Here is a 5,285-nt window from a genome sequence, read left to right as displayed (position 1 = left end):
AGACCGGCACACCGCCCGCGCGGCGGACCTGCACGGCCTGGGCCGAGGCGAGACGGCGACTGAGGGTGGCCATGACCGATCGCAGCGGCTGCGGGACGGGCTTGATGGTCCCCAGATCGGGGCACGTGCCCACCACCACGAGGGAGCCGCCCTCGCGGAGCGCCTCGACGGCCTCGCCCACGCGGCGGGCCGACGGGCCGATCGCGTTGCGTGCGGTGATGTCGTTGCCGCCGATGAGGATCACCGAGATGTCGGGATCGCCGTGCGCGATCTGCATGGCCTCGACCTGACCGGCGAGCCCCTTGGAGGTGGCGCCGACGATCGCCTTGACGCTCAGCCGCACGTCCCACCCCGATTCCTCGGCGAGACCGCGCGCCAGGAGGACCCCGGGCAGTTCACCGGGGGAGTCGGCACCCAGGCCGGCGGCGAGCGAGTCGCCGAAGATCACCATGTGGACGTCGCACGTCATCCCGGGTCGCCACGGCTCCGCGGTCACGGCACCGGGCCGGTAGAGGCCGTCGCCGTGGAAGGGTCGCGAGGTGGGCTTGGGGATCACCCGTCGGGCGATCCTGGCCTGCTGGGCGAGGAGCTCGTACGCACCCCGGTAGGCGCCGACGGTCCCCACCGCGACCAGCGCGAGGTTGACGACGACCTTCCGTGCCGGATCATCTGCGTGACTCATCTGGCGTGGCGTCTCCCTCCGGTGCGGTGGCGTGCGGGGCTCGGCACCGCGAGCTCGCGGGCCTGCTGTGACAACTCGACGATAGTCCTGCGGCTCTCCAGTGGCCCCATCGAGAGATCCACCGGGTACTCGACGATCGAGATGTCGGTGTGCACGATCCGCCGCGGCTGCGGGGTGTCGTCGCGACGCTGGGCCGGATACACCAGGTACGCGCGGTCCACGCCGAGCGCGGTGCAGGCCGCCAGCAGACGGTAGTGCTCGGCGGCCCGGGCGCGGCGGTCCGTGGGATAGGTGGGGACGAAGGTCGTGACCGGTTCGCCGTCGACCTCGTACACGAGGCCGGTGGGCACGGAGATGTGGTCGCCCTCGGTGTCGGGAGCGCTGTGGCGACCGGCCCTGCCGCCGGCGGCACCGGTCGACCCGGCGTCCCCGGCGTCTCCCTGCTCGATACCCGTGTCCAGATGGACGACGGGGTTCTGCAGCACCCGTCCACCACAGCCGTCGAGGGCGGCGGTCAGTTCGGCCTCCACGAAGCGCTCGAACAGCGCCGGCATCTCGGTGACGAAGGCCGCCGACGCCGCGTGGCCGTCCTCCACCTCCACCGAGATTCGGCGCACGATCCGGTCGGCCAGGGCGAGCGCGTTCTGGAACCGGGCGTTGAGGCGGGTGCGTGTCCAGGCGGGAACCGGGGCGCCCTGCCCGATGAGCGTGGCGTCCGCCAGTCGGGCGTCCACCATCGCCAGCCGCCGCCGGGTGGCGTCCGGCAGGTCGGGGAGGAACTGCAGACGGTGCGCGGCCGTGCGCAGGATGCGGTTCTCGGCGATGTCCGGGGTGAACTCGGAGTAGGTGACCTCCAGGGGGATGGTCATGCCCGGGTGGCGGCGGATCTGGTCGCCCAGACGGATCCGGCCGCGCACGGTGGTCAGCGCCTCGTCGACCCTGCGGTAGCCGCGCAGCAGCCCGGACGACAGGGCCTGGTGCGCCAACGCGGCCATGGACTCGGCCACGGAGACCCAGAGCTCGTCGTCGTCCCTCGCCGCGACGGCCGACGGGAGGAACGCGTTGTCGGCCGCGTGGTCGAGCAGGAAGAACAACTGCGTCAGGCCCAGGTTGGCCGCGGGCAGGACCCGCACGGACAGACCCTCGACGCGGACCGAGCCGACGCTCCCGGACGGGATCAACCGCCACGTGTCGCGGCCGGCGGGCAACACCTCGACCAGCCCGGTCTGGGACAGGTGCTGCGCGCCCTCCCAGCTCAGGGTGACGAGCCGGCCACGGCGGTCGAACTCGTCGAACTCGATGGTCTCCGACGCCGCAGAGCCCGCCGAGGCGGGGATCACGCCCGGCCGATCTTCCGACGCAGTGTCGCGAGCCCGAAGCGTTCGTGGACCTCGGCGCGGGACAGGCGTCCGTAGTAGTGCTCCTCGAGCAGCGGGAGGAGGTCGTACCGCCAGATCGCCTCGAGCCCGCCGGGTTCGGTGGCCCGGTCCTTCATGAAGTACGACGGCCCGATCCGCAGGTCGCGGTCAGAGTCGTCGATCTCTGAGTTCAGCGCCTCCAGCAGGTCGGCGGGCTCGGTGGTCACGCCGCGGGCCTCGAGGTGACGTCGCAGCACGCCCGCCACCGGCGGGGTGTCCGGGTGGAGTTCCATGAACGCGAACCGGCGCCGGATGGCCGCGTCGACCATGGCGATCGACCGGTCGGCGGTGTTCATGGTGCCGATGATGAACAGGTTGCGCGGCAACCGGAACGAGGTGTCGGGGCTGTACTGGGGCAGGACCGTGCGGTCGCGGTACTCGAGCAGGAAGTACATCTCGCCGAAGACGCGGGCCAGGTCGGCGCGGTTCATCTCGTCGATGATGAGGAAGCTCGGGTGCTCGCGCCCGGAGTCCGACGTGGCGCGAGCGGCCTGGCGGCGCAGCGGCCCGGCCTGCAGGGCGAAGCCGGGCTGACCGGACTCGGTGAGCGTGGGCCGGTAACCCTCGAAGAAGTCCTCGTAGGCGTAGCTGGGGTGGAACTGCACCAGCTGGACCCGGCTCGGGTCGTCGGCGCCGGCGAGGAAACGCGCGAGCTCCTGCGCGAGGTAGGTCTTGCCGGTGCCGGGCGGACCGTAGAAGACGATCTGCTGCCGCTCCTGCAGGGTGTCCACGATCTCCTGCAGCTCCTTGCGGGGCATGTGCAGGCCGTCGGCGAGCTCGTCGGTGATGTCGGGGAGGGTGGGCACGGTCCCGGCGCCCGGCGCCTCGGCCACCTGGGACTCGGCGGAGTGCCGGCCGGGGTGCATGGTGGCGAGCAGCGCGTCGAGGCCGTCGGTGAGGTCCACGACGGTGCCGGGCTCCCCGATCAGCTCCGAGAGCGGGCTGGGGAGGGTGTCCAGGTCGAGGGTGACCGAGTGCCACCGCACCGAGCGCTCGAGCTGTTGGCCGCCGTCCTCCACGTAGCCCAGGTCGTCGGTGAGGGTGCCCAGGTGCAGTTTGGCGTCGGCGACCGTGGCCACCACGTCCTGCGGGCTCATCCGGGACAGGAAGGTGTGCAGCTCCGCGGTGAGCTGGAACCGTGCCTGGTAGTCCAGGTGCGGGTACCCCTGCTCGACGGCCTGGGACACCTCGAGCCGGCTGGCGTGGGCGGGGATGCGCGGAAGGTGGGAGGCGGGCAGCGCGATCCGGTTCTGCGCGACCCACTGACCGGCCTGACCGACGCCGCCGCGCCCGGGTCGGACCAGCCACGCTCGGCGGGAGTGGTCGTCGCGGTGGCGCTGCCACTGGTTGGCGATCGCACCCCGGTACCAGTCGACGGGCTGGCCGAGCTGCGCGGAGAGCGTCTCGGCGATCCGGTGGAGGTCCTGGTCGATGTCCAGCTCGTCGATCCCGGACGGCCCGCCGATGAGGTCGGCGAAGGCGTCGCGGATCCGGGTCTTGTGCTCGTGCTTGACGATCGGCTGGAAGTACCCGGGCCAGGCCAGGTACTGCAGGCTGTAGCGGATGGCCCGCCAGTCGCCGGGGGTCGAGCGGGCGGCCCGCTGGAACTCCCACGGGTCGGTCAGCGCCGCGTCGCGTTCGGCGGACTCCAGCTCGGCCCAGTGGATGACGAACGTGCACAGCCACCGCAGGTGCTCGCGCATCTGGACGTTGAACCCGAGCCCGCCGGTGAGCGGGCCCTTTTCTCCGAGCGCGTCGTCGAGGACCTCGGGGATCTCCGGGGCGTCGTCGATCCAGGACAGGACGTCCCTGATCCGTCCCCGCTTGAGGCGGGCGGTCACCGTGGACAGGGGCAGCTGCTGGATGTAGAGCAACTCGGCGGCCAGGAGCACCACCGGCCGCGGGGCGCCCTCCAGCTGGTCGTGGAGCGCCTGCATCACGGGGGAGCGGGTGGAGTCCGCGGAGTGCTCGCCCGTGTGCTCCTCGGCGTCCCCGTCCAGGCGGCGGATGAGCTCCTCCGCGACCTCGGGGGTCCAGGTGTAGAGCTCGTCGTCGAACGGTGACTGCCCTGTACGCAGCGCCGGTCCCAGGACCTGCTCGGCCGCCGATTCGATCTTCGGTGCCGGGCCGAATGGCCTGTCGTGGGAACCGTCTGTCACGTGGGACTCCTGGAAACGCCGGCGCGGGATCGGGCTGGTCGAACCGGGCCCGATAGTCGTGAAGAACCTACCACCGGGCCCGTCGTGGCCGGTCAGCTCTGGTACGGCTCCGCGGTCACGATCGTCACCGAGACGGACTTGCCGTTCGGGGTGGTGTACTCGCGGCTCTCGCCGACCTTGGCGCCCAGGATCGCGCGGCCCAGCGGGGAGTCGGGGGAGTAGATCTCGAGGTCGTCCTTGCCGGAGCCCTCGCCACGGGTGCCCACCAGGAAGGTCTCCTTGGTGTCCTCGTCGCCGTTGTAGTAGGCGCGGACCACGGAGCCGACCAGGGCGACGCCGGTCTCGGTGGGCGTCTCCCCGACCTGGGCGGTGGCCAGCAGGTCGTCGAGCTGACGGATGCGCGCCTCCTCCTGGCCCTGCTGCTCACGCGCGGCGTGGTACCCGGCGTTTTCCTTGAGGTCGCCCTCCTCGCGCCGCTCGTTGATCTCGGCGGCGATGACCGGACGGTTGGCGATCAGCGCCTCCTTCTCGGCCATGAGGCGGTCGTACGAATCCTGGGTCAACCAGTAGCCCTGGGTGTCGTTCGCCATGAGAGCGCACTCCAATCTGTTCGTGTGTGTGCTGCTGTACGAAAAACACGGCCCCGCGAAAGGAGCCGTGCTGATGGGACGATGCTAACACAGCGGTGACCTGGTTCGGGGCCCGAGAACCCCTACCTGCGCAGGTAATCGGGGACGTCGTCGCCGCAGCCGTAGACGTCGGCCACGAACGCGCGGGCCGAGGTGGCGATGGACATGTCGACCTGGATCGCGGTGTTCTCGGACGGCGGCACGTACACCTCCCGGCGGCCGACCTCGCCCTTGGTCTGGTCCTGCGCGCGAACGATGCAGTAGGCGGCGGTCCCGGGATCGTCCCGGGTGACGGTCATCACCACGTCGGTCCGTTCGTCGTCGACGACGGTCACGCCGATCACCTCGCCGGAGATGGTGGGGGTGGCGCTGAGCCGGTAACCGGCGACGGCGCCCG

At 71.3% G+C, this 5,285-nt stretch carries 5 protein-coding genes; all 5 read right to left on the bottom strand.

What is annotated here, in order from left to right:
* Positions 1 to 682 (bottom strand): SGNH/GDSL hydrolase family protein (locus tag G6021_RS04200; protein WP_182640729.1); only part of this gene is annotated, 682 nt, incomplete at its 3' end.
* A complete protein-coding gene (locus tag G6021_RS04195) occupies positions 679 to 2,022 on the bottom strand; it encodes a hypothetical protein (RefSeq protein ID WP_182640728.1) in 1,344 nt (447 codons plus the stop codon). The genes G6021_RS04195 and G6021_RS04200, both read right to left, overlap by 4 nt.
* A complete protein-coding gene (locus tag G6021_RS04190; protein ID WP_179525716.1) occupies positions 2,019 to 4,259 on the bottom strand; it encodes an AAA family ATPase in 2,241 nt (746 codons plus the stop codon). The genes G6021_RS04195 and G6021_RS04190 overlap by 4 nt, the downstream gene beginning before the upstream one ends.
* Positions 4,260 to 4,351: 92 nt before the next feature.
* The gene (greA, locus tag G6021_RS04185; RefSeq protein WP_017835774.1) at positions 4,352 to 4,849 is read right to left on the bottom strand and encodes a transcription elongation factor GreA; all 498 of its coding nucleotides are present in this window, start codon (positions 4,847 to 4,849) and stop codon (positions 4,352 to 4,354) included.
* Between the two features lie 122 nt (positions 4,850 to 4,971).
* The coding region (locus G6021_RS04180; protein WP_182640727.1) for a DUF4307 domain-containing protein at positions 4,972 to 5,285 on the bottom strand (314 nt) is incomplete at its 5' end.

Origin of the sequence: Dietzia sp. CW19 (assembly GCF_014145265.1) — a bacterium.
Lineage (GTDB): Bacteria > Actinomycetota > Actinomycetes > Mycobacteriales > Mycobacteriaceae > Dietzia > Dietzia natronolimnaea.
The sequence above is the reverse complement of the archived record's forward strand: the minus strand, read 5'-3'. Positions and strand labels throughout refer to the sequence as shown.

Bases quoted from the DNA above. Each gene is read 5' to 3' on its own strand.
- greA (WP_017835774.1), bottom strand. From the start codon at position 4,849: ATGGCGAACGACACCCAGGGCTACTGGTTGACCCAGGATTCGTACGAC.